Origin of the sequence: Bacillus sp. Xin1 (genome assembly GCF_013314535.1) — a bacterium.
Lineage (GTDB): Bacteria > Bacillota > Bacilli > Bacillales > Bacillaceae_G > Bacillus_A.
In genome coordinates this window covers 176,419-200,944 of the sequence record NZ_JABUAE010000002.1, presented here as the reverse complement: position 1 = coordinate 200,944, position 24,526 = coordinate 176,419, and the positions used below count along the sequence as shown (strand labels likewise).

Sequence of the window (24,526 nt, the reverse complement as noted above, 5' to 3'; positions counted from 1 at the left end):
TCCCTTCTTTTATTCAATTAATATTGTTCCGCCAACATTTGTGACTGAAGTATCATATGAAAAAAACTTTGAAAATCTTCTACATCTTCTACTTCAATCCCTAACTTAGGTGCCCAATATTGCTCCTGTTCAATATCTTCTTGACTTAATAAAATCATTCTGCCATTTTGAATAGAGGTAACCATTGCTTTCCCAAAAAACTGCTGTGAATAGGCAACTGCTAAATCATATCGATGATGCTTCGATACAATACAGTAATAACCAATTGGTTGCTTTTCAATTTGTTCTAGTAAAATATCCAGTTTCATATGTTCCCTCCCCTTATATTAAAAATGTAACCAACCTCGAAGACGTGACGCTTCTACAATCCTACGAACTCCTGCTATATATGCCGCAATTTTCATATTTACCCCAAAACGCTTTGAAGTGTTGAATACATCAAAAAAGCTAGATGTAATTTTCTCTTTTAAACACTGGTCTACATATTGCTCCGTCCAATAGTATCCTTGGTTATTTTGACACCATTCAAAATAAGAAACAATAACGCCTCCAGAATTCGCTAAAATATCTGGGACAACTAAAATGTCTTTCTCTTCTAACATTGTTATCGCTTCTTTTGTTGTCGGACCATTTGCAGCTTCAATTACAATTTTACATCCAAGTCTTTTCGCATTATGCTTCGTAATCACTCCTCCAATTGCTGCTGGAATGAGTACATCACATTCCTTTTCTAACAGCTCTTGGTTTGAGATGGTTTTACTAAAAAGGTTCGATACAACACCAAAAGAATCTCGATTTTCTAGTAAATAAGGAACATCTAAACCGTCTGGATTATAAATACCACCTAAAGCATCCGATACGCCTACTACTTTTACACCAATATCATATAAATATTTTGCCAAGTAGCTTCCAACATTTCCGAACCCTTGAATGATCACTCGCATATTTTGAAGCGGAATATGCTTTAGCTCACTAACTAATTGAAGCGTGTAAAACACTCCTTTAGACGTAGCTGTTTCCCGTCCCTGTGATCCTCCTAGCATTAATGGCTTTCCAGTAATAAAACCTGGAGAATCAAACTCTCTAATATGATCATATTCATCCAGCATCCAAGCCATAATTTGCGCATTTGTATACATATCAGGTGCCGGAATATCTTTCGTAGGTCCAACAATTTGACTGACTGCTCTTACATAACCACGGCTAAGTAACTCTAATTCTCTGAAACTCATCTCCTGCGGATTACAAATAATCCCGCCCTTCGCACCTCCATAAGGAAGTCCCGTCACTCCACATTTCAAACTCATCCAACCAGCAAGCGCCTTTACTTCCTCTGCTGTAACATCCGGATGGAACCGAATGCCACCTTTTGTTGGTCCCGCTGCATCATTATGCTGGGCACGATACCCCTGAAATATTTTTGTTCTTCCATCATCCATTCGAACAGGAATACTCACTTCTAAAAAACGCATTGGCTTTTTAAGAAAATCAAATACTTCCTCTGGATAACGCAACGCCTGAAGCGCTTCTTTTAATATGGCCTGAAACTCCTCTAAAGGATTTTCAACCTCAACTTTCTCTTGAATAGATTGTGTTACACCTTCTTTTTCTGATTGCATTGCCACGATAACACCTCTTTTATTTTTTTACTAGTATTAGAAAGCAATAATCGTGCCAAGTAGTAAAATTATGTTAATCATATTGTTTCAGCCTTCTCACTTATAGTTTTTCTTCCCTTCCTTATGAATAGTTGAATGATTTATGCAAACGTGCATGACTTTAAAATCTCCAAAATAAAAAACACCGGATACATCCCGATGTTTTTGTTATTTTACATTTCCTGCACTTCTTCAAAATGCATTTGCGGAGGAGCTGAACGAAACATGTTCGTAATATATAGAAGATAGCCGATTCCAATAACAGCCCAGCTAATTCCTAAAATAAGTGAGTGAATATTGAGGTTAAACCATAGTACAGCTACAGTACCAGCTCCCAAAATAGGCATAACTAAAAAATTAAAAAAGTCTTTTACTGTTTTATATCGTTTTTGCTTAATCACATAGTAAGAAATGACTGATAAATTAACAAACGTAAATGCAATAAGCGCTCCGAAGTTAATAAGAGAGGCTGCTGTTTCTAAATCTATGAACATAGCGGAGAGCGCAATAATTCCTACAAAAATAATGTTATATACTGGGGTCCGCAAGCGCGGATGAATGTATCCAAATATCTTCTGCGGAATTACATTATCTCGCCCCATTACGTATAATAATCGCGATACACTTGTATGAGATGCTAAGCCAGACGCGATTGTCCCCATAAAAGTTCCTACTAAGAAGAAAGTTTGAAATAATTTTCCTCCGACATATAGTGCAATTTCTGGAGCGGCTGACTCTTGATCTTTAAATACAGATGCATCTGGAAAAAAGGATTGTGTAAAATACGTCGTAACGATGAACAAAATACCGCCAATTAAAGCGGTAAGAAAAATAGCTCGAGGAATCGTCTTCTTTGCGTTTGGTGTTTCTTCTGCAAATGTCGTTACCGCATCAAAACCTAAAAATGAAAAACAAAGAATTGTAGCCCCTGCAACTAACGGTGATATTTGTATATCTGACTCAAAAAACGGCTGAATGGAAAAAACTTCTCCTGTTCCCTCTCCCGCTAATAAGCCTTTTATAACGAGAAAAACAAACACAATCATTACTAGCACCTGAAATGTTACTAAGAACGTGTTGAAATTAGCAGTAACATTTACGCTAATAATATTTATAAGTGTAATCAGTAGAACGAAGCCAACAACCCATGCCCAGTCTGGTACACTTGGAAAAAGTGCTGACATATAAATTCTCGTTAATAGTGCGTTCACCATCGGCAAGAACAAATAATCCAATAACGCTGACCATCCAACAAGAAACCCAAGTCTCGCACTAATTGTCTTCTGTGTATACGTATAAGCAGAACCCGCGGTGGGAAAAACCTTTACCATTTTGCCGTAGCTTGCTGCTGTAAATAACATTCCCGCTAATGCAATAAGATAAGCCCCTGGAACGTGCCCATCCGTTTTTTCAGAAACGATTCCGAATGTATCAAACCCTACCATCGGCGTCATATACCCAACACCTAGCATAACAATTGACCAAAGTCCTAATGACCGCTTTAAACCAACTACTTTTCCCACCTATCATTCCTCCTACTTTCTCTATCTAATTTCCATGTAAAGATTGATAACTAACTGGAAAACGCTTTCAATGAACTGTAAACATCCTACTACGCATTACGAAATCCCCTCCTTTATTTTTAAAAATATTCATGCAATTTTTGAGCCAAAATTTCTTGAATGAAAAAATTTATTAAATAGCCCTATTTGTTCACGTTCCAACGAAACGATAGGTGGGATTATTTTTCTAATCGTTCCTTTCATTTTCTATTCATTTCGACATAACTTATTCAACTTCTCATACTACTTAACTTTAATAGATCAAGGAAGAAAAACTTATCAAGAAATAATAACATTATGTAAACTATCTACACACAAAAAAGCTGCCTTTCAATGAAAGACAGCTTTTTTCAATCTTATTTATTAAAAATCAAACACGAAATCATCATCTGATAATTTTTCAACATTTGTGGCTTTTACATAACCATTTCCTTTTACAGAGAAGAAATCATGATTTTTCGTATCTGTACGTAAACCGTTTAATACGATTGGGTTAATTTCTTCTTCTTCAAAGCGTGGTTCTAATCCTAAGTTCATAAGCCCTTTATTCGCATTGTAACGAACAAATCGGTTTACATCTTCAACAAGACCAATGGATGTATAAATTTCTTCTGTGTATGCAGTTTCAATTTCATACAGTTCCATTAATAGTTCTTGTGTTTCTTTTTGCACTTCTTGCTGCTCTTCAGCAGTAAGTTCTGCAAAGATTTGTTGTGCTAAAATACCGACGAATACGCCGTGAATGCTTTCGTCGCGAATTATTAAGTTAATAATTTCACCACTTGCAGTCAATTTTCCTTGTCCTGCTAAGTATAGTGGATAGAAGAATCCACTATAGAACAAGTAACTTTCTAAGAATACACTCGCTACCATAGCCATATATAATTCTTTTTTCGTTACTTGTGGCTTTAATAAACGGCGATAGTAACCTGTAATAATACCTGCTTTTTTCTCAAGCAATGGATGGTTATCTACCCAATCAAAGATTTCATCAATTTCTTCTTCTGTTGCGAGTGTCGTGAAGATATGACTGTAGCTCTTCGCATGTACTTCTTCCATAGCACCCATGAAAGCTAGTACACTTTTCGCTTGTAAATTCTCAAGATGAACAAGTACAAGTGGCATCCCTTCGCCGCCTTGTTTTGTATCTAGAAGTGTTAATCCTCCTAGCACACGTTTATAAGCAATTTGCTCCTCTTTTGATAATTGCACCCAAGTATTTTTGTCAGAAGATACAGCGATCTCTTCTTCTGTCCAAAATTGAGCGATGTTTTGCTTCCAAAACATTAAACTAAAATCGTCTTCTTTTTTGTTCCAGTTTACCGCGCGCATTGAATCGCCCCTTCTCTATCAATAAGCTCTTCTAACATGCGGTAAAGCTTTCAGTTAGTAATGAAAACTTAACCGCATGTTAGACGTCTTAAATTTTATAACTAAGCATGAGCAGGGTCAGAAAAACCCTGCTCATGCTGCCTTACTCTTTATCTTGTATATCAGTGAATTATAATTTGCATCAAACTGTACAAGCAACGCACTCTTCGACGCTTAACTTACGAGTTCTTGTATAATACAAGCTCTTCAAGCCTTTTTTATGTGCATAAATGTAATAACGTGCTAATTCACGAGTAGAAATATCACTATTTACATACAGAATTGTACTAATTCCTTGGTCAATATGCTCTTGAATTTCTGCGATTAAGTCAATTAATTTAAACTGATTCATATCGTAAGAAGATTTATAATACCAGAATGTATCTTTTGATAAATATGGCATTGGATAATATGTTGTCGCATTTGCATACGTTCTTGACTCGATTTGACTTACGATCGGCATTACACTTGAAGTAGCATTTTGAACGTAACTGATTGATTGTGTCGGAGCAATAGCCAATCTATATGAGTTGTATAAACCGTGCTTCTGCACTTCTTCTTTTAGACTTGTCCAATCTTCTTTTGTTGGAATATAGATCCCTTCAAATAACTGCTGTACTTTCTCAGTTACCGGACTGTAATCTGTTGTCTCATACTTTTCAAAGTATGTTCCATTTGCATAATCCGACTTATCGAAGTCTTTAAATGTTTCGCCCTTTTCTTTCGCAATACCCATACTCTTTTCAATGGAGTAGTAGTTTAACATCATAAAGAATGTGCGAACAAATTCTTTCGCTTCTGCACTTTCATAAGCGATTTTATTTTTCGCTAAATATCCGTGTAAGTTCATTGCACCCAAGCCAACTGAATGAAGCTCGTCATTTGCTTTTTTCACAGTTGGTGCGTTTGGAATAACAGTCATATCAGAAACAGCTGTTAAAGCTTCCATTCCTGCATGAACTGCTTCACGAATTTCTTTATTCTCCATTACGTTTACAATGTTTAATGATCCTAAGTTACAGTTAATATCACGACGGATAATATCATCTGTACCGTAGTCGTTAATTTCGGATGTTTCTTGTAACTGGAAGATTTCTGTACAAAGATTCGACATCTTCACAGTTCCAATATCCTTTAACGGATGCTGCTTATTTGCATTTGATTTAAACATTAAGTATGGATAACCAGACTCAAGCTGAATCATCGCAATTTTAATGAGCATATCACGCGCACTAATATCAAGTAGCTTCTTCTTCACCTTTGGATTGCTCATTAGCTCATCGTACATTTCATCAATGTCTATATCATCTAAATGTTTTCCGTACTCTTTATATACTGTATACGGTGCGAAAACATGGAATGGTTCATTTTTCTCAGCAAGCTCAAAGAACTTGGTTGGAACGATGATACCGATTGATAGAGACTGAATACGGCTTTTCTCATCGGCATTTATTTTTTTGGTCAACTTTTCTTCATATTTCTATGAAGGTTGGACTATATCATCAACCTGTAACTGGTTGCCTTGCACTTCGACTGGTGCCTATATCCAGCCTACTCTACTAACTTTCGTCTATTGACGTGCGTTCGATAGTCTCTACACCTTCTTGAAAGAATTGATAAAAACATTTCTAACAAGCTTGGCACGGTATTACCTGCTATCCACATACAATGGACCGTAGGCTCTCTTAGTCAGCTTCTTCGTGGGTTCTTTTTCTTTTCCCCTTATTCAACTGATACCGTTAGCCGCTAATGCGACACCCTATTGGCTAGGTTCACAAGGTTTTCTCATACACATTACTGTATAGAGGGACTACCAATTAATCCAAAAATTCTATAATATCCCAATGGAAGATATTTAAATATACTGCACCGGCACCTTTTCTTTGCATATTGTTACTCCATACCTTTAAAACGTATGGGGGATAGTCATTTCTGCTATCCTCTCTATATCGCTATAGAGTTCAGACCATATCTTCTTCTCACCAAATTCTTTGTTTAGCCACTCATCGTATTTTTGATGTACCTGAATATGACAGGAATCACAAAGTGGCAATAAATTCATCATAAGGTTTGCTTGATCAAGACTTTCAAAAAAACGAAATGGAATAATGTGATGTAATCTTAGTGTATTTATATCATATTTTTCTAAACACTTTTGACAACGAAAATCATAAAACTCAAACATGTACTCTCTTATTCTCGACCAGTTTTTACCATACTTGTTAGTTGTACCGTAATTTAACTCTACAAAAAATTTATTATTACAACTTTTTGAACAAAAAACTTTTGAATCTCTAACAGTATATGCTGGCCTGGAAAAAGACTTTTCACAGTAAGAACATATTAAACCAACAAGCTGGCTTCTATTCAATGCCCATCTACACTTATGCGAACATGTTTTTGTTACATTTTTATCAGAATAGAATTCACTCGCACATATAACACAAACTAATTTATATCGTTTAGTTTGACATTTCTTACTACAAAACTTTTGATTTATCCTTTTTCCTACAAATGATTTTCCACATCCAAAACATATTAAATTATAGTTTGTATTAATAAGCACAAGCTTCTTCCGACACTCTAATATTCCACACGTTTTGGATTGTTCCATCTCTCTTTTATTATTTTGATTAACCTCATAATTACTTTTACAAATAGGACATATTTTTGTTATAAAGCTCTTTTTTCTCCCCATAACTGGATACACCCTTTGAATTTGGTTGATTTGAGAAGCCAGGTTCGAGCTATATAGTCACCTATATAGCCACTTGGTCGTTGAACCTTCTCCCTATCTAATAGACTTAGGAACTCGGCTGCTGATTTCCTGCAATCTTGGATTTTTAGGGGGCGCTACGTAATTTCTTCGTAGTATCCTACCTCGATATACTCAGGCGTTCCAGCAATTGACCCGGTTTTATAGTTGAGCCATAAGTTAACCCAACTGATTCGCATACGAAAACGAATCTTCAAGCAATTTCATAACTGGTACAACACCACTTGCTGCGTTATCGATGCCTTTAATTTGCTCACCGCGTGCGCGTAATTTACTCAAGTTGAGCGCCACGCCTCCACCAATTTTCGATAGCTGCATCGCCGTATTAATATTAAATCCAATCGAATTTAAGCTATCATCCATCTCTAACAAGAAACAAGACACCATTTCTCCTCTTCTGCTTCTTCCCGCATTTAAAAAGGTTGGTGTCGCTGGTTGGTAGTTTTGTTTTACGATCATGCTTGCAAATTGTTTTGCTTTCTTAACATCGCCACGTCCTAAGTATAATGACACAATTGATACGCGATCTTCGTAGCTTTCTAAGTATTGTTTTTGATCATCCGTCTTTAACGCGTAATCTTTATAAAACTTAGATGCTGCCATATAAGATTGGAACTCGAAGTTTTCACCGTATGCAACGTTGTATACTTCTTCTACTTCCTCCAACTTATACTCGTCCAGAACGTTGTAATAGTAATCCTGTTCATTCATATACTCAATTCGCTCTGCCACGCTATCAAAATGAACGGTATTCGCTCTCGCTTCTTCCATAAAGACTTCTAATGCTTCTTTATCTTTATGAAGCTGATAGAAACCGCCTTGCATTTTCGTGATTTCATTATTCAGTTCAATGTGTCGCAATCTCCCGCACCCTTTCCTTAAAATATTCTACATCTTTATTTGTTCCAGATAACTCGAATTTTGATACAATAGGTACTTCGTATCTGGTTGAGATTTTATCTGCACTTGCTCCGAACATATCTCCCCAGTTGCGATTGCCACTTGCAGATACGCCTTTTAAATTTGCATTATTGCGTTCTAAAAATTCTAAAACACGTTCTGGCACATTTCCAAAACCTGTTGTATACGTAATAAGAACAAAATCTTCGTCTAATACTAGATCCTCATTAATTTGAACGGCCGGCATATTTAATTTGTGGATGAAACGCTTCACGTTTCCTGTCATAGAATCATATGCAACTAACATTTCCGACCCTCCCCTTCTTTCTTTAATACCTAGATGTCGTTTCATGATTTCTCTATATATTGTATTACGTTTCAAAACAAGACACAAGATATATGTATAAATTCTTTCTTTTTTTAACTTTTACTTTTCGACATAACATGTCGTTTTTTTCAATACAAAGACTATGAAACAACATTCTAAAACTCATGTCAATAAAGTGCTTTTCAAAAAAGTTGTCAACGAATTTAACCATTTTCACAAAAATGTTACCAATATTTTTTATAAAAAAAACGATAAATGCTGGAGAAACTTCTTTCTCCAGCATCACACAAAAAAGAACAGACTTTAAGCTGTAATCTGTTCGAAACCGGTTACACATTATTTAGATCATACAAGTAAGACATTCTCTCTCTTATGGATGAAACATTTATTATATCGAATACATATACTTTCTTTTTTGTTACACAATAACAAATATCACTATAATGAAAAGGACGCTTATGATGGCACACCACTTTATTCGGTAGTGTGATGAGAAATTTAAAAAGATCGTAAACTCATTCGCAATGTTCAATACGTAAAATATCTTTTATAAATAAATGATGAAAATTCTCGTCTTTATCTTGCATTGTAAACACTGGCGCTTCTTCATCAAAATATACAACCATGCCATCTACATATTGATTCATATGTTGAAATTTCACAGTTGCTCGAATTTGGGTTTCTTGCTCATATGCTACTTTCAATTTTTCTATAACTTCTTTCGTACGTTTGCGTTTCTCTGGAAACATAACCATTCCTACAAGCCGATTCCCCGCACCATCTTTCCACATGTAGTCCCAATGCGGTAAAATACCTTGTTTAAATTCCCCCATCATTCTCCTCTCCTTTTCCTTCGATCTATTAAGAACGCGGTGTTTTTGTATATGTATAAATAATTTCCCCGCCGCGTTGTGCATTCCCACTGAAATGTTTAAAATCTTCTCGATTTACTACAACCTCACGAAACGTATAAAATACATCCTTAGTTACAACATACTCTTTTATCTCTCCATTTTTCAGTTGATCTAAAATTGTATTTGCTAATTGTTTATCCATGCATTTCACCTCTCTGCAATATTTTATCCTATCTTCCACAAGTCGACAATGTTTAATTTCTTACATTCACAGCAAATATCATATACTACCATAACGGTTCACCCATACTGAATCCATTCGATATGGAAGATTATCTTATAAAATGTAAGAAATTGATGAATCACTGGTTGAAACTTTATTTTATGTTACAATAAGAATGACAACTAGGAGGGATAATATGATTCGGAAAGCAAAAAAGACAGATGCGAAAGCAATAGCTCCTTTATTGTATAACGCTCTGCATGAAATTGCTGAAAAAATCACAGGTGGGAAAACCGAAACAGAAGTCTTGACAGGGCTTGAAACTTGGTTTTCAAAAAAAGGAAATCGACTTAGCTTTGAGAACTGTTTCGTTGAAGAGCAAGATGGACAAGCAATTGGAATCATCGTCGCCTATCATGGCAGTCACGCAAAACAACTAGATACTCCCATTGTAAAACACTTACGAAAAATTCATCAAGATTCATCTATTACGCTAGAAAAAGAAGCTGAACTCGATGAATACTATATTGACACATTATCCGTTTCAAGTGCCTATGGTGGACGAGGGATCGGTTCAAAATTGATTCAAGCAGCAGAAAATGACGCCTATGAAAAAGGCTATGAGAAAATTGCATTACTTGTAAATTTAGAAAATAAGCGAGCTTTCTCTTTATATAAAAAGCTTGGCTACCGAGAGGATAAAACGGTTATGCTTGTCGGAGAGCCATATGCTCATTTAGTGAAACCACTCTATAAAAAAGCTTTCGTTTCTTAAAAAAAGCACACGATTCTTCATTGTAATCGTGTGCTTTTATGTTAAATTGGTGTTCAGTATATTTCCATTCATCGCTTCATGAAACGTGTATTCTGTACACCCCCACAGCTTTCTATGAAAGATAGGAGGTCCAAACCAACCTCTTGCACGTAACTCGGCTCCAATCATCGTATTAAAATAACTATGACCTACGAGTGCAATGCGACCATGTATAAGAGCATAACCAATTAACGTATCAGCTGCTTGCTTCGCTCTCTTCCCTGCTTCTCGGTAGGACTCAACATCTTTAGAATATCCAATCGTCCATAATGCGCGTCCGATAAACATCCATGCTTCTGGTTTACACTTCACCCATTTTGGAACAAGAAAGCTAGATGGCACTTCCGCCTCTCGAAATAGAGCACTTTGAATAAAAGAAAGAGCACCTGTTAATTCTGCTGCTGACTGTACCGCACGTTTTTGATCACTCGTTACAATAAGCTTCGCCGATTCAATTGCTTCAATTGTCTCAATTGGTATGTTCTCACTTTCTTCCATGCCTTCTAAATCGTAGCGCTCCATCCATTCGCGAAACGATGATGCTGTCATTGATTCTGTAACATTGTTTAAGCGACCGTGACGAATAAAAGAAATTCGCATCTTCTTCACTCTCCATTCACCGCTCATCACCTATATTATTATGCACTGTTTCTTATTGCCATCATACCATGGAGAAAGAGAAAGTCATACTTCCTTACATATCCGCCCCGCTCTCATGAGTGACAAAAGCATGCACACCATCTAACCCATCAAAATATGTCCCTGTTTCATGGCTACGAATTATTTTTAATTGTTTATATGAAAATAAGAATAAAAGAATCATTATAAAGCTTCCAATAATCTCAAATAACATTTTTACCGCCCCTATTTTATTATACCCCTATATACTGATATAAGCACTTTTTATCTATTCTCTCTTCAAAAACAGAAAAATATTTTATACATATCTTACAAAAAAATGACTATTTTTTGAAATTTTATCATGGAAACATTTACAAACAGGGGAATATAGTTCAAAATAAAGGGAAATAAAAAAAGAACGCACTTGTTCTTTTTTGGCAAAACTGTAACAAGGAGAGTTGCTTATGAAAATCGCAGAAACTGGAGATATTATCGAATTTAAAGGTGGAATGCAAGGTCGTGTTCAAAAAGTAAATAAAAACTCCGTTATTGTCGATATAACAATTATGGAGAATTTTAGAGAACTAGATATGGAACCTCTTACAGTTGTAAATCACAAAAACTATACCGTTATTAATCAACATGCATAATATAATAGAGAAAAAGGATCTGTATCTTACATACAGATCCTTTTTTCATTAACGATTATCAATTGTTTCAGGGTATAAATCGTGATTCATCATACGATATTCAGCCATCTGCTCATATTTCGTGCCAGGGCGACCATAGTTACAATATGGATCAATTGAGATACCACCACGTGGTGTAAATTTCCCCCACACTTCAATATAACGTGGGTCCATTAATTTAATTAAGTCGTTCATAATCACATTCATACAATCTTCATGAAAATCTCCATGATTACGGAAACTAAATAAATATAGCTTTAATGATTTACTTTCAACCATTTTTTGCTCTGGAATATAACTAATATAAATCGTTGCAAAATCTGGTTGTCCTGTTTTTGGGCATAAACTTGTAAATTCAGGACAGTTAAATTTTACAAAATAATCACGATTTGGATGATTATTATCAAATGTCTCTAAAATTTCCGGACTATATTCAAATAAATATTTTGTATTTTGATTTCCAAGTAACGTTACATCTTTTAAACCTTCGTCTAATCTTCCTGCCATTCTTTATACATCCCTTCAAATTCAATTCGTAATAGTTCCTTATACGCCTCGCTTATTCCCCCATACTAACGCATGGAGCTGAGGTAATACTTTTGCATCGTTCATCTCTTTACACTGGACAGCTTTTTCGATGAGCCATTCATATTTTTGCAATAAATTCCGAATAAGCATCGTATCATCCACTGTTTTTGTATCATCATTTCCAACTTGTAGGAAAAATGGTACATGCGGATAACGCTCATGCACCTTTATCGCATATTCAAAATCGTGATCATCAAACACGACAACTTTTAAACTAAAATCTTTTCCAGCTAATCTTTCAATAACAGAATCTAACATGCTAAAATCTGTTTTCATCTGTGAGCTTGGTGGCTTCGGTGAAATCGTTACTTCATCGATACGAAGTAACCATTCCTGCCACTTGCTCCCTTGCGTTTCAATAGCGGTGCGAATTTGCTTTTCTTCTAATAAAGACAGAAACCCTTCTAAATTTTTCAATAATACTGGATTCCCACCTGAAATTGTTACATGTGAAAAGTTTTCACCACCAATTTCAACGAGTTCACTCCATATCTCTTCTGGAGTCATTTGCCGAATTTGTTCTTTCGCTGATCCATCCCATGTAAAGGATGAATCGCACCATGCGCAACTATAGTCACAACCTGCTGTACGGATGAACATCGTCTTTTGTCCAACAACCATTCCTTCACCTTGAATGGTAGGACCAAAAATTTCTAGAACGGGAATTTTACTCACCGATCATCCACTCCCGTCTAACTTCCGCATAACTTGTTGGCGTTTCAAATAGACGTACAAATTCCACACGTGCTCCTTTATATTCATTCGCACGATTTTCTTTTTTTAGCGCTTCTTCCATCTTTTCATAAATCCAAACGACCATATTTTCAGCCGTTGTATTCATCGCTGGTAACGTCTCATTTAAATAGCGATGATCTAAATAAATTTCTATTTCATTTTTCCAAATTTCTTTTATATCTCCAAAGTCAATGGCAAGTCCAATCTCATTCACATATCCACTAATTCCAAAAACAACTTTGTATGTGTGACCATGTAAATTTTTACATTTTCCTTCATAACAGTGCAGGTGATGCGCTGCATCGAATGTAAATTCCTTACTTACCATCACTCGTTTATTATGATATTTCAGTTGTTCACGCTGAATGTCCTTGTCCATTTTTTGCAAATTTTCTACGATGCGAAATCCAAAAAAATTCTGTTCCATTATGCATTCGCTCCTTCACGTTCTTGTAGATACGTATCTAAACCTGCTTTACGCAGTTTACAAGCTGGACATTCACCGCAACCATCACCAATGATTCCGTTATAACATGTTAATGTTTTTTCTCTAACAAACTGGAATGCGCCAAGTTCATCTGACAATTTCCATGTTTCTGCTTTATCAATCCACATAAGTGGTGTATGAATAACAAAAGGATAATCCATAGATAAATTTAAAGTAACGTTTAACGATTTCACAAATACATCACGGCAATCAGGATAACCGCTAAAATCTGTTTCACATACGCCCGTTACAATATGACGTGCTCCAACTTGTTTTGCTAGCACAGCTGCAAATGATAAGAACAGTAAATTTCGTCCATCTACAAATGTCGATGGCAATTCACCTTCTTCATGTGTAATCTCCATATCCGTTCTTGTTAACGCATTTGGAGCAAGTTGATTTAATAAGCTCATATCAAGTACTGTATGTTTAATTCCTAGCTCTTTCGCAATATCAGCCGCACAATCAATTTCTAACTTATGACGTTGATTATAATTAAACGTCACTGCTTCCACTTCTGCAAACTGCTGCATCGCCCAAAATAAACATGTGGTACTATCTTGTCCACCACTAAAAACGACAACTGCTTTTTCTTTTTTCATCTTACTCATTCTCCTTCTCTACTACGAATAAGAAGAAAGAACGTTCTTGAACTGTCACAATAAAAAAACAAAACAATACCTAAGGATATTGTTGTTTCCATAGTTTTTTATAGAGGGAGTTCGCGAACCTCTCCCATGTTATACATGGAATTTCTTCTTTCATTGACAACACACATTGTAACATACTGTCTCTCTCTCGGAAAATTTCTGATTTTTCTTTTTTTAAACGAAATTCAGATTCATTTTCTTGTATTTTAATAGTATGATTGTACTTAATTAATACTATACATGCGAGAATAGCGAGGAGGCATAAAACTGAAGCTCTTTATCATTCATCTCTTTTTAAACATATTATTGATTCTCGTTATCATGCTAGTGTATCACCTGTTTTGGAATCAAAAAGGCAAGCATTCGCCTAAACTAAACTCATCTATATTCATATTATTCTGTAGTATTACCACAATACTTTGCATTTTTTTTGCAGCAAAAACGAATACTGGTTTTCAATTTGATATGCGTCATATTGTATTAATTGTTGGTACATTAACAGGAGGGCCTATTGCCGGTGGATCTATTTTAGTTATATTAAACGTATACCGTTTCTTATTAGGAGGAATAGGAGTCATTCCATCCGCCATTGGCTCGATTCTCTTATATATCGTTTTACTTTCTACATACAAATTTTTCAATAAAGGGTCTAATCATATAAAACTTATACTTGCCATTTTATATAGTCTTACATATGGACTCGTTTGGGTTCCTGCTTTCCTTATCAAAGTGTCTAATGCTGAAGACTATCTTCCTCATATTATTGCGTATCAACTATGTACAATAATAGGTACAATTCTTATTCTTTATTTATTGAACATACTTCGATTGCAAGTTCGTTTACAGGAAGAACTTATTAACGCTGAGAAATTTCATCTTATTGGAGAAATGGCTGCTTCCATTTCCCATGAAATTCGTAATCCATTGACTTCAACAAAAGGTTTTTTACAACTTTTACAATCTGAAAAGTGCTCTGAAAAAGATCGAAAATTATACACAGAAATAGCTATACATGGGATTGAACAAGCAAATCACGTTCTCACAGATTATTTAACATTTGCAAAACCAAGTATTGAGAAAGAACAAAGATTACAACTAGAAGATGAATTACTTCATGCACTATCTCTTATTACGCCATTAGCTAATTTATCCAATGTTCGCATACATTACATAAAACAAAGTAGCTCTTTTTTTATTACGGGCGAAAAGCAAAAATTTAATCAATGTTTACTAAATATTCTAAAAAACTGTATTGAAGCCATGCCTAAAGGTGGCGATCTTATCCTCACACTAGTTCCTGATCATAAGCATATTCAATTGTATATAAAAGATAATGGGATCGGTATGGACACAGAACAAGTAAAGCGCCTTGGCTCTCCATTCTATTCTACAAAAGAGAAAGGAACCGGGCTTGGAATGATGGTCGTATTCAGCGTCATCAAAGCAATGGATGGAAAAATTGATATTACAAGTGAAAAGGATATTGGTACAACCTTCCTATTAACCTTTCCACTCATACAAAAAACGTGATGAAGATTTCATCACGTTTTTTCTGTTTCATCAACAAGTTCAGCAAAAGTCTTTACTTTCCCATGCGGTTTTTGATTTTCTTTTCGTGCTTTCCAACTACGCTCTTGCTCTTTTTTCTTGTGTGACATGCTTTCAACTCCTTCATATACTCTCTATGTATTATTCCAAAATAAGAGATAAAAATATGCATTCATCCAGCATATAAAGTGAAACTTCCATCACCTAGCTCTCTTAGTTTTCTCTAAATATTCAAGTAGGAGCTTACTTCTCACGAATAGCTGGATAAAATAAAAGAAGCGAGATAACTACTAACTCGCTTCTTTTATTTATTACGTATAGTTCCCATATACATAAGAATTTTTCTTTATCTTTGCAAAATCGCATATTTTGCTTCTTTTAACTGTGTAAGATGGCGCTGTTCATGTAAATCAAGGAATTGAATCCATTGATATAAATTGAGTTCATGAAACACAGGGTGTTTCAAAGAATTTTCAAACAATTCTCTTTCATCTATAATACTATGCAGCGTATGCAATAATTCTGCTCGTGAATGTTCGAGTAATTGAATTCCTTGTTGTTTTTTCATTAATGTGTCCGTTGGTTGCATTTGTTGAGGAGCTTCTCGTTTGTATGTTCGATCAAGGGTAAGTTGGAGATCTTTGAGCGGTACTACTTTTCTTTCTTTTTTTTGCAAGGCATACACAAGAGCTGATGTAACAGATTGTTCAACTAGGTGCAGGTGATGCAAAATTTGAATGATACTCCATTTATCACGGCGCGGCTTTACATTCACTTCCGTATCATTTAACATCTCAATTTCTGATAATAATGTATTTCTTGTAGATTGTAACGATTGCAGCAAAGTTTCCAAACTAACATTCATATTAGATTGAAGCATAATTTTCCCCCCTCTTTTTTGGTAAAAAGAGGCGCTTCTAGTTTAGAAACACCTCTTTAAAAATCTGAATTTTCTTATATTATCTCATTATTTTATAAATGTGTCGATTACAAAATACGTAAAAACTACGTATCATTTTTACAATTTTGTGTCATCTACTGCATGTAACCATGCTTGAATCTCATTAATTACCCCTTGCACGCATCCATTAGCAAATGGGGATGTTAAATTTGCTACCTCTACTAAATCTAGGAAAGACTTACTTCCTCCTTGTTGGCAAAGATTCACATAGTCTTCCCACGCTTCTTGCCTATTATCTCTTGCTCGCTTCCAAAATTGCAGTGCACAAATTTGAGCCAATGTATAATCAATATAATAGAAAGGAGAACTATAAATATGGCCTTGGCGTTGCCAGAAACCACCACGTTCTAAATAGTCATTATCTTCATAATCTCGGTGCGGTAAGTACTTTCTTTCAATATTACGCCACGCTGTTTTACGCTCTTCTGGAGATGCTTCTGGATTTTCATATACATAATGTTGATATTCATCAACAGATACACCGTATGGTAAAAATAGAAGTGCTGAACTTAAATGAGAGAAATAATATTTATCCGCATCTTCCTCAAAGAACAATTTCATCCATGGCCATGTGAAAAATTCCATACTCATAGAATGAATTTCACACGCTTCATATGTTGGCCAATTATACTCTGGAATTTCAAACTTGCGGCTCTCATATACTTGAAACGCATGTCCCGCCTCATGTGTTAACACATCAATATCCCCTGATGTTCCATTAAAGTTTGAGAAAATAAACGGCGCTTTATAATTTTCAATATATGTACAATAACCGCCGCCAGCTTTTCCTTTTTTCGCAACTAAATCTAATAATTCATTCTCTAACATAAAATTAAAGAATTCATCGGTTTCTTTTGATAATTCTTTATACATCGTCTTTCCGTGATTAATAATCCACTCTGCATCTCCTTTTGGAGTCGGATTACCTGTTGCATATTCAAAGCTCTCATCATAGTAAGCTAATTTTTCTACACCGATACGCGCTTTTTGTCTATTTCGTAATTCTGTTGCAACTGGAACGATGTAATCTAATACTTGTTTACGATAATTTGCCACCATTTCCGCATTATAATCTGTGCGGTACATTCTTGCATATCCAAGTTCAACAAAGTTTTGAAAACCAAGCGTTGTAGCAATTTTCGTTCTTACTTTTACAAGGTCATCGTAAATACGGTCTAACTCTTCTTCATGCTCTGCTAAAAAGCCGTAATAAGCTTCACTTGCCTTTTTACGCATATCTCTATCCTTATGTTGCATAAAAGGTCCAAGCTGTGATAATGTTCTTTCTTCACCTTCAAAGTCAATTTTAGCAGCCGCTAAAAGTTGTGTATATTGGGAAGATAATTTATTTTCCAATTGCAAATCTTTTACAATTTCATCTGAATATGTTTTTAAATCACATTCTGCTAAAGCAAATAACTGCTTCCCATAATAAGCTTCTAACTCCTCACGAAATGGAGAATTCATCAATGCTTTATAATATTTCGTTGTATAGCCTTGTACAATAGGAGAATATTCATCAAAGAAATCTTGTTCTTCCTTATAAAATAAATCTGTTGTATCAATAGAATGGCGAATGTAACAAATATTTCCCATCGTGCCAAAATCATTGCGAATTTCATTAATTCCACCAATGACTTGCTTTTGCTCTTCTATCGTCTTTACATTCTCAAATTGTTCTAAAGCTGCAGTAAATTTTCCTTGTAGCTCCTCTATATTCGGGCGTTTATATTCATAGTTCTGAAATGACATGAATGCGCCTCCTCTCAATTATATGTACCATTACTATAATTCCATTTCCTTTTCTGAATCTCCTTTTATTCTTCAGCAAAATTCGTCAGAAGCTATACCATTCCTTTACCTATATTCCCTTCTTTCAATGAATTTTCGAGTAAGGGTGTCACTCTCGCAAATAGCAGGATAAACAAAAAAGCCTTTGATTATTTTACATCGAAAGCTTTTTACACATGTTATATAAATTCATTTTGATTTTTTAACATATTACTGCCGGACCCTATCTCCCATCAAAAAAAGAAAGGTTTTTCAATTTATATTTATGTATATATCATTTTTCATACTTTCCGACTTTTTTAAGTAAAGATAACAGTTCATTTTTCTCCTCTTTTGTTAACATTTCAAAGGAATCATGTATAATTTTTTCATGATTTGGAAAAATAGTAGCGATGAAGGTCTCTCCTTCTTCTGTTAACTGTGCATATATAACACGACGATCATTTGGGCATGGAATTCGTTTTACAAGCCCCTTTTTTTCTAACTTATCAACAACATACGTAATACTTCCACTTGCAATTAAAATACGCTCTCCAATTTGTTGAAGTGGCTGACCGCCTTTATGATATAGCAATTCTAACACAGCAAACTCAGTTGGATTCAGCCCATTACTTTGTATTGATTTATTTGTAGTCTCCATAACAAAGCGGTGCACACGCGATAGTGCAATAAAAACTTTTAAAGATTGAGAAATACCTTCTCGTTCATCATTCAATTTCATAAGATTTCAACCCTTCACTTAAATTCACAAGGATTCGAGACAACCTACCGAATAAAAAGGTTATCCATAACCGCTAATGGTTCACCTGTGTCTCCGAGCGATTGCTCAATCACTTCTCAGTTTTACTCTTTCCTCATACTAAAAATATACTAACAATTACATATTAAATAAAAGCATGACAATTTTAACACAGTTTATATATAATGATAATAAAAAAGAAGGAGTAGCAACCTTGAACGGGAGATTACGGAGCGTAACTTTATATATATTGCTTGCTATATTACCAACGTTAGGAATCGGTGCACTTTTCTATTCCTATCATACATACCAGATGCAAAAGGAAAACAAACTAGCTGCTCACACTGTTTTATTTTTATATAGAGACTATTTAGATCATCATATTGGTGAAGCTATTTCCGCTTTAGAAATGCTTGCTATGGTGGTAAATACAGAATCAGAAAATACAAACAGAATTCAACAAATATTACACGATACCGATGAAAAAAGTGAGCATTTTTCCGGATTGTATTATACAAATAAAAATGGTTTAATCACTATATCATCACAAGGCTTAACATCGCCAGTTCATGTTTTAGATCGGGACTATATAGTAGAAGCCTTTAAATCAAAAAAAACAACTGTATCATCTGTCATTATAGATCGAGTTCTTGGGCACCAAGCCATTGTGATTGCCACACCCATTTTTACAAAAAACAAACAAATTTCTGGCTTATTGTTGGCCAGTTTACGCTTTGATTATATATCATCTGCTCTAAATGCTATTAAACCCCAATATCACTTTGAAGTAACAGATCAGCATGATGTAGTCTTTTTAACAGATGATAATAAAGAACCGATTGGGCAACATACAAACAAAATTTCTACTCCATTACAAAAATTAAACTGGCAAGTTTCCGTTTCTCCATTACCTATTCATAAAACAACTTTATACCAAACAGTTCTGGTAGAATGTCTCGTTACTTTATTTTTAATGACGATTTTATTTCTACTTGTTCAATATGTTTTACTGAAACGACAAACAAAATTGGAGAGACAACAAAATGAAATACAAAAAATCGAATTAGTTGGTACTTTTGCAGCTAGTACAGCTCACGAAATCCGGAATCCACTTACCGGAATTAAAGGTCTCGTAACACTGTTAAAAGAAAAAAATACACAAAAGCAAGACCAATTTTATTTTTCTGTTATTGAACAAGAAATAGAGCGTATTAATGAAATTGTTAGCGAATTCCTTATTCTCGGAAAACCAACAGCGATTATTGAAAAAATGTATGATATAAGAGATATTATTAAAGAGGTAGCAATAATTATTCAATCGGAAGCACATTTGTATAATATTATATTTACCTTGCAGTTACCAGACCATCCTGTTCATATCCGGTGTTCAAAAGATCATATGAAACAAGTGGTTTTAAATATTACAAAAAACGCAATTGAAGCTATGTCATCTGGTGATACATTAACAATTCAGGTAACCAGTAACAAAGAACACGCGCAATTACACATTGTTGACACAGGAAAAGGCATTCCAAAGCATATTCAAAAACACCTCTTTCATCCGTTCTTTACCAATAAAGATACCGGAACAGGTCTTGGCCTTGTCATATGCAAACGAATTATAGAAATGTATGATGGACAAATTGTGATTGATAGTAAAGAGAATACAGGAACCACTGTCCATATAAAACTTCCATTAGATCACGCATAATTATCCTTCTCTACGGAGGGTAATTATGTTTATTTCATAAAAGCAGTCACAAACATTTTCCAAAAAGCACTTGATTTCCCTTCATATTCTATTTGAAAAAAAGGTATCTTCATAAATGTGAACCATCTTGGTGTTTGTTGTTCTTTATAACGTTGATACTGTAAAATAAGCTTGTCCAACTCTTGACTCACTTGAATTGTTTCTGTACTGTTTAATCCATTTGTTAAACCTAAATGAATCATTTCTTCACGTTTCATATGAATATCACGCGAAAGCTTTTCCATTGTGTACTTCCGTTTTGCTGTAAACATCCATATCCCCCTCATTATTCTTCCATACTCTTTCCTTCATTTTCACCCTATACATTCAAACTGTACATGTATACTCCACTTGAATTGGAATACTCAGAATTTTTAACATTTTCCTCCTGTAATTTACAAATCTTTATCCTCACTTTGAGAATTATTACAAATTATTCTATCTTTGTAAATACATTCGCAATAATAGACATTTTTTTTATGTTATTTTTTGTAAACGACAAATAAACTCCACTTTTCAAATTTTTTATTTACATTACTTCGACATTTTTCTCGTTTAATTTATGTGAAAAACGCAAATCATAATTACAGATTTGCATTTCCATCTTCACAAATAAAGTAGTGTACCCTATTTTATCTCGCATGAATGGGCAGTAAGACCACCACCTCAAGATTCAGAGAGAAATGAGGAAGATAAGTAGGGATCACCTGCCCGTAAAATCCCGATTGGTGAAGGCTTTTTCTGTTAACGCACATGGGTTACATATCTAATTTGGTTCACTAACCAGAACTTTAATGGGGCGTCATTTATATCCCATTATTCAATCAGAAAGGAACTTCTTATATGCGGAAACATATCGTTATTTTTTTCATTGCATTATTTATTGGCATTTTCCCTCTTCAAACGTATGCTCATACAAATAAAGTCGCCATTGTAATCGATGACTTTGGAAATGATATGAAGGGAACAGAGAGAATGCTATCCCTTCCCATTCCACTTACTGTAGCCGTTATGCCCTTTCTTCCATCGACAAAACAAGACGCTATAGCTGCGCATGAAAAAGGCCATGAAGTCATTATTCATATGCCAATGGAGCCTATTAAAGGAAAGAAAGAATGGCTTGGCCCTAAAGCTATTACGACTGATTTAAGTGATCATGAAATTGAAAATCGAATTGAACAAGCGATCCAAGAAGTCCCACATGCAATTGGAATGAACAATCATATGGGCTCTAAAGTAACAGCTGATGAAAGAATTATGCGCATCATACTATCGGTATGTAAAAAACACGGGCTATTTTATTTAGATAGTAAAACAAATCCTAATAGTGTAGTACCGAAAATCGGAAAAGAATTAGGCGTTCCTATTGTAGAAAATCAATTATTCTTTGACGATGTTTATACACCATCTCATATTACAAAGCAAGCACAGGTACTCTTGCAAAGAATTAAAGAAAAACCTGTCGTAGTAGCAATTGGTCATGTCGGCCCTCCTGGGGAAATTACTTCTCGTGTTATTGAGTCCAACATTCCTAAAGTACGTGAACATGCAGATTTTATTTTTTTATCCGATCTTGTCCTCTCGCCACCACCTGTTTCCAAACAAAAATAGAGAGCAGCTATATGCTGTTCTCTATTTCTATACTGTCCTTATATATAATCTACATGACTAACGCGAAATCCTTTTTTCTCGATTTTTGCAATTAAGGTTTCTAATGCTTTTTCATCCAATTCATCTGTAAGATTTACAATAACACGACGCATATATCGATCACCATTGTCTAGTGTAAATAATCCACCAATATGATAAGACTTAAGCAACGTTCCTAACTCCTTAATTGTTCCCTTACAATCTTGCGTTGCAATCGTTATTATATAGCCACCTGTTTGCATCCCAAACGAATCTTCAATGACATCAAATATATTAGAATGTGTTAAAATCCCAACAAATTCATTATACTCATTCAGTACAGCTAAAAATGGAAGACGCCTAATTACATAAAAAGCTCGAAAAAATGAATCCTTTTCAAAAATAAATGCAGATTTATTTTCCACAATATCTTTTACATATATATCGTCTAATCCCTCATTACATTTCCGTTCTAAAATATCTACTTTATAAATGATTCCTTTAAATTTCTTCTCATCTTCTGCAAGCACAGGAATCGCTCTATATCCCTTCTCATTCATCATTTTTAACGCCTGTTCCCCCGAATCATTACCCTTACAAAATGTTACCTGTTGTTTCGGCAGAAAATGATATTTAACTCGCAAAATACGTTCCTCCTCACATGACGACATGTAATCTATATATAATAAGGAGACCCATATTTTATGAGTGAAATCACTTTTTTAAAACGCTTTCATTTGTTAGTTTGCACGTAATGCATGACTCTATATAACTGAAGAACTCTTAGTCCCTTTAATCATCAATAATTTCACATGATAATTCATTAAATACTCTAACCCCTCTAACCATTTTTTCGTCTCTTCCGGCGTCCTTCCCCATACAAGCATTCCATAATTATGAACAAGTACAGCTCCGCCACCTTCTATAAAATTAGGAACATGGTTCTCTAATAAATCAGCAAACTTCTTTTCATTTTCTACAATTGGAATTGTAATCTCTGTAATACCTTCATTTCCAAAAACACGTTCTACAGTACGTTTTTCAAATGTAACTTTCCCTTCTTTTCCATATAACTCTGACATTAAATGACTATCTACAGTTTGAACTTGCAAAATACAATCTGCGTTTCCTTTTTTATAAATATCAGCATGCATAAACGACTCAGATGCAGGTTTTTCATCATTTTCAAATACAGGCTCACACATACTATTTACTACAATAAAATCCTCTTCTGCAAATAGCCCTTTGTCTCTTCCTTCAATATTTACTAAAAATGTTAATGGTTCTTGCGATGTACGCATAGATAGACTAATTTTTGTACCATAAAACCAATCACGAAGAGCTAATTCCATCTTTATATCTCTCAACTCTTGCCATTTCTTTAAAAAAAATAACATTTCGTCACCCCCATGAGAATATCACTATAATGATTTCACCATTTCTATGTAAAAGAAATATTTTTTGATTATTCTAAAAATTTAATTGAATTATCACATGAGAATCCCTTTTTGTCAATACGATTTCTGCATCCACTTGAAATTTAGGCAAATGTTACACGGCAAAAAGACTCTTTCACAGAGCCTTTTTGTTCATCATTTGAAGCATTTCACTCTTTTCTCGTTCATTAATAATGCCGAGCTTTTGTAATATATTCGCATACAATATAAATTTATTATATAAGCGTTCCGACACTTCTTCCCCTTCTTTCCTCCAGGAAACTTTTTTTCTATTGGTAAATTATATGAAAGAAACCGAAAAATGTGTCCACTTTTTTTGCACCGATACAAAACTTTTTAAACCCTCTCGCATCACCATATACATTCATTTTGATTATCCAGCATATCAGTCGCTA

Annotated in this window: 26 protein-coding genes, 3 pseudogenes and 1 riboswitch; of the genes and pseudogenes, 5 read left to right on the top strand and 24 right to left on the bottom strand. The window is 34.7% G+C overall.

Annotated elements, in window-relative coordinates:
- Nucleotides 1-17: 17 nt before the first annotated feature.
- The 11 genes and pseudogenes from HRG09_RS04120 to HRG09_RS04075 all read right to left on the bottom strand — a co-directional run bounded on the left by HRG09_RS04120 (nucleotide 18) and on the right by HRG09_RS04075 (nucleotide 9,651).
- Nucleotides 18-308, bottom strand: coding sequence for an SAV0927 family protein (locus HRG09_RS04120; RefSeq protein ID WP_174099487.1), 291 nt, complete (start codon nucleotides 306-308; stop codon nucleotides 18-20).
- 18 nt (nucleotides 309-326) lie between these two features.
- Nucleotides 327-1,625, bottom strand: coding sequence for a Glu/Leu/Phe/Val family dehydrogenase (locus HRG09_RS04115; RefSeq protein ID WP_375335745.1), 1,299 nt, complete (start codon nucleotides 1,623-1,625; stop codon nucleotides 327-329).
- Between the two features lie 206 nt (nucleotides 1,626-1,831).
- Complete coding sequence (locus tag HRG09_RS04110; protein ID WP_174099486.1) at nucleotides 1,832-3,181, bottom strand: APC family permease; 1,350 nt, start codon at nucleotides 3,179-3,181, stop codon at nucleotides 1,832-1,834.
- A 402-nt stretch (nucleotides 3,182-3,583) separates the two neighbouring features.
- On the bottom strand, nucleotides 3,584-4,552 hold the full coding sequence (gene nrdF / locus HRG09_RS04105) for a class 1b ribonucleoside-diphosphate reductase subunit beta (RefSeq protein WP_174099485.1): 969 nt from the start codon (nucleotides 4,550-4,552) through the stop codon (nucleotides 3,584-3,586).
- 181 nt (nucleotides 4,553-4,733) lie between these two features.
- Nucleotides 4,734-6,053, bottom strand: a pseudogene (locus HRG09_RS04100) (ribonucleoside-diphosphate reductase subunit alpha); the annotation flags it as partial.
- Between the two features lie 355 nt (nucleotides 6,054-6,408).
- Nucleotides 6,409-6,483 (bottom strand): annotated as a pseudogene (locus HRG09_RS29630) (hypothetical protein); the annotation flags it as partial.
- A gap of 14 nt (nucleotides 6,484-6,497) precedes the next feature.
- Entirely contained in the window at nucleotides 6,498-7,289 is a 792-nt protein-coding gene (locus HRG09_RS04095) for an HNH endonuclease (RefSeq protein ID WP_174099484.1), read from the bottom strand.
- 240 nt (nucleotides 7,290-7,529) lie between these two features.
- Nucleotides 7,530-8,228 (bottom strand): annotated as a pseudogene (locus HRG09_RS04090) (ribonucleotide reductase N-terminal alpha domain-containing protein); the annotation flags it as partial.
- Nucleotides 8,215-8,574, bottom strand: coding sequence for a class Ib ribonucleoside-diphosphate reductase assembly flavoprotein NrdI (nrdI, locus tag HRG09_RS04085; protein ID WP_017152669.1), 360 nt, complete (start codon nucleotides 8,572-8,574; stop codon nucleotides 8,215-8,217). The pseudogene HRG09_RS04090 and the gene nrdI, both read right to left, overlap by 14 nt.
- Nucleotides 8,575-9,110: 536 nt before the next feature.
- Entirely contained in the window at nucleotides 9,111-9,428 is a 318-nt protein-coding gene (locus tag HRG09_RS04080; protein WP_174099483.1) for a hypothetical protein, read from the bottom strand.
- Between the two features lie 28 nt (nucleotides 9,429-9,456).
- Nucleotides 9,457-9,651, bottom strand: coding sequence for an abortive phage infection protein (locus tag HRG09_RS04075; protein ID WP_174099482.1), 195 nt, complete (start codon nucleotides 9,649-9,651; stop codon nucleotides 9,457-9,459).
- A gap of 217 nt (nucleotides 9,652-9,868) precedes the next feature.
- On the opposite strand from HRG09_RS04075, the gene HRG09_RS04070 reads away from it, so the two are divergent.
- Nucleotides 9,869-10,447, top strand: a complete 579-nt coding sequence (locus HRG09_RS04070; protein ID WP_174099481.1) for a GNAT family N-acetyltransferase — start codon at nucleotides 9,869-9,871, stop codon at nucleotides 10,445-10,447.
- 36 nt (nucleotides 10,448-10,483) lie between these two features.
- Here HRG09_RS04070 and HRG09_RS04065 read toward each other — a convergent pair whose 3' ends face one another.
- Both HRG09_RS04065 and HRG09_RS04060 read right to left on the bottom strand, forming a co-directional pair.
- Nucleotides 10,484-11,086: a histidine phosphatase family protein gene (locus tag HRG09_RS04065; RefSeq protein WP_174099480.1), complete on the bottom strand. Its 603-nt coding sequence runs from the start codon at nucleotides 11,084-11,086 to the stop codon at nucleotides 10,484-10,486.
- Between the two features lie 94 nt (nucleotides 11,087-11,180).
- Complete coding sequence (locus tag HRG09_RS04060; RefSeq protein WP_174099479.1) at nucleotides 11,181-11,339, bottom strand: hypothetical protein; 159 nt, start codon at nucleotides 11,337-11,339, stop codon at nucleotides 11,181-11,183.
- A gap of 232 nt (nucleotides 11,340-11,571) precedes the next feature.
- On the opposite strand from HRG09_RS04060, the gene HRG09_RS04055 reads away from it, so the two are divergent.
- Nucleotides 11,572-11,757 carry a YkvS family protein gene (locus tag HRG09_RS04055; protein ID WP_000683952.1) on the top strand — a complete coding sequence of 62 codons (186 nt, stop codon included), beginning with the start codon at nucleotides 11,572-11,574 and terminating at the stop codon, nucleotides 11,755-11,757.
- Nucleotides 11,758-11,805: 48 nt separating this feature from the next.
- Here the strand turns inward: HRG09_RS04055 and queF are convergent, their stop codons facing one another.
- The 4 genes from queF to queC are packed head-to-tail and all read right to left on the bottom strand — an operon-like array spanning nucleotide 11,806 to nucleotide 14,208.
- Nucleotides 11,806-12,303: a preQ(1) synthase gene (gene queF / locus HRG09_RS04050; RefSeq protein WP_174099478.1), complete on the bottom strand. Its 498-nt coding sequence runs from the start codon at nucleotides 12,301-12,303 to the stop codon at nucleotides 11,806-11,808.
- A gap of 39 nt (nucleotides 12,304-12,342) precedes the next feature.
- On the bottom strand, nucleotides 12,343-13,059 hold the full coding sequence (queE, locus tag HRG09_RS04045; RefSeq protein ID WP_174099477.1) for a 7-carboxy-7-deazaguanine synthase QueE: 717 nt from the start codon (nucleotides 13,057-13,059) through the stop codon (nucleotides 12,343-12,345).
- Entirely contained in the window at nucleotides 13,052-13,546 is a 495-nt protein-coding gene (gene queD, locus HRG09_RS04040; RefSeq protein ID WP_098359797.1) for a 6-carboxytetrahydropterin synthase QueD, read from the bottom strand. The genes queE and queD overlap by 8 nt, the downstream gene beginning before the upstream one ends.
- Nucleotides 13,546-14,208 carry a 7-cyano-7-deazaguanine synthase QueC gene (queC, locus tag HRG09_RS04035; RefSeq protein ID WP_174099476.1) on the bottom strand — a complete coding sequence of 221 codons (663 nt, stop codon included), beginning with the start codon at nucleotides 14,206-14,208 and terminating at the stop codon, nucleotides 13,546-13,548. Before queC ends, queD begins: the two co-directional genes overlap by 1 nt.
- 93 nt (nucleotides 14,209-14,301) lie before the next feature.
- Nucleotides 14,302-14,345: riboswitch (PreQ1 riboswitch) on the bottom strand.
- A gap of 232 nt (nucleotides 14,346-14,577) precedes the next feature.
- Between queC and HRG09_RS04030 the strand changes: the two genes are divergently transcribed.
- Complete coding sequence (locus HRG09_RS04030; RefSeq protein WP_174099475.1) at nucleotides 14,578-15,786, top strand: ATP-binding protein; 1,209 nt, start codon at nucleotides 14,578-14,580, stop codon at nucleotides 15,784-15,786.
- Nucleotides 15,787-15,797: 11 nt separating this feature from the next.
- On the opposite strand, the gene HRG09_RS28725 is transcribed toward HRG09_RS04030, so the two are convergent.
- The 4 genes from HRG09_RS28725 to HRG09_RS04015 all read right to left on the bottom strand — a co-directional run bounded on the left by HRG09_RS28725 (nucleotide 15,798) and on the right by HRG09_RS04015 (nucleotide 19,277).
- On the bottom strand, nucleotides 15,798-15,914 hold the full coding sequence (locus HRG09_RS28725) for a DUF6254 family protein (RefSeq protein ID WP_000018497.1): 117 nt from the start codon (nucleotides 15,912-15,914) through the stop codon (nucleotides 15,798-15,800).
- A gap of 236 nt (nucleotides 15,915-16,150) precedes the next feature.
- The gene (locus HRG09_RS04025; protein WP_174099474.1) at nucleotides 16,151-16,684 is read right to left on the bottom strand and encodes a DinB family protein; all 534 of its coding nucleotides are present in this window, start codon (nucleotides 16,682-16,684) and stop codon (nucleotides 16,151-16,153) included.
- A 138-nt stretch (nucleotides 16,685-16,822) separates the two neighbouring features.
- The gene (locus HRG09_RS04020) at nucleotides 16,823-18,517 is read right to left on the bottom strand and encodes a M3 family oligoendopeptidase (protein ID WP_174099473.1); all 1,695 of its coding nucleotides are present in this window, start codon (nucleotides 18,515-18,517) and stop codon (nucleotides 16,823-16,825) included.
- A 313-nt stretch (nucleotides 18,518-18,830) separates the two neighbouring features.
- Nucleotides 18,831-19,277, bottom strand: coding sequence for a MarR family winged helix-turn-helix transcriptional regulator (locus tag HRG09_RS04015; RefSeq protein ID WP_174099472.1), 447 nt, complete (start codon nucleotides 19,275-19,277; stop codon nucleotides 18,831-18,833).
- A gap of 175 nt (nucleotides 19,278-19,452) precedes the next feature.
- On the opposite strand from HRG09_RS04015, the gene HRG09_RS04010 reads away from it, so the two are divergent.
- Entirely contained in the window at nucleotides 19,453-21,006 is a 1,554-nt protein-coding gene (locus HRG09_RS04010; RefSeq protein WP_375335744.1) for an ATP-binding protein, read from the top strand.
- 29 nt (nucleotides 21,007-21,035) lie between these two features.
- Here the strand turns inward: HRG09_RS04010 and HRG09_RS04005 are convergent, their stop codons facing one another.
- Complete coding sequence (locus HRG09_RS04005) at nucleotides 21,036-21,317, bottom strand: aspartyl-phosphate phosphatase Spo0E family protein (protein WP_174099470.1); 282 nt, start codon at nucleotides 21,315-21,317, stop codon at nucleotides 21,036-21,038.
- Nucleotides 21,318-21,888: 571 nt separating this feature from the next.
- Here HRG09_RS04005 and HRG09_RS04000 point away from each other — a divergent pair.
- A complete protein-coding gene (locus tag HRG09_RS04000; RefSeq protein ID WP_174099469.1) occupies nucleotides 21,889-22,656 on the top strand; it encodes a divergent polysaccharide deacetylase family protein in 768 nt (255 codons plus the stop codon).
- 38 nt (nucleotides 22,657-22,694) lie between these two features.
- Here the strand turns inward: HRG09_RS04000 and cbpA are convergent, their stop codons facing one another.
- On the bottom strand, nucleotides 22,695-23,318 hold the full coding sequence (cbpA, locus tag HRG09_RS03995; RefSeq protein ID WP_174099468.1) for a cyclic di-AMP binding protein CbpA: 624 nt from the start codon (nucleotides 23,316-23,318) through the stop codon (nucleotides 22,695-22,697).
- A gap of 120 nt (nucleotides 23,319-23,438) precedes the next feature.
- A complete protein-coding gene (locus HRG09_RS03990; RefSeq protein WP_174099467.1) occupies nucleotides 23,439-24,071 on the bottom strand; it encodes a class II aldolase/adducin family protein in 633 nt (210 codons plus the stop codon).
- Nucleotides 24,072-24,526: the final 455 nt, after the last annotated feature.